This window comes from Pseudomonas sp. SIMBA_067 (assembly GCF_046534675.1).
Classification (GTDB): Bacteria; Pseudomonadota; Gammaproteobacteria; order Pseudomonadales; family Pseudomonadaceae; genus Aquipseudomonas; species Aquipseudomonas putida.
On record NZ_JAWRYH010001238.1, the window covers coordinates 1 to 240 of the forward strand.

The window sequence follows — 240 nt, forward strand, 5'->3', positions numbered from 1 at the left end:
GCAGGAATTTAATCACTTTCTCGGCGTCGGCAGAGTCTGCTTTCCATTCGATACCCGCATAAATGTCTTCCGAGTTTTCACGGAAGATAACCATATCGGTCAGTTCAGGGTGTTTAACCGGGCTTGGAGTGCCCTGATAGTAACGTACCGGACGCAGGCAGATGTAGAGATCCAGTTCCTGGCGCAGGGCAACGTTCAGAGAGCGAATACCGCCACCAACAGGAGTGGTCAGCGGACCTT

At 52.5% G+C, this 240-nt stretch carries 1 protein-coding gene; it reads right to left on the reverse strand.

What is annotated here, in order from left to right:
* On the reverse strand, positions 1-240 hold a 240-nt coding region (locus SB765_RS33245), incomplete at both ends, for an isocitrate/isopropylmalate family dehydrogenase (RefSeq protein ID WP_410932982.1).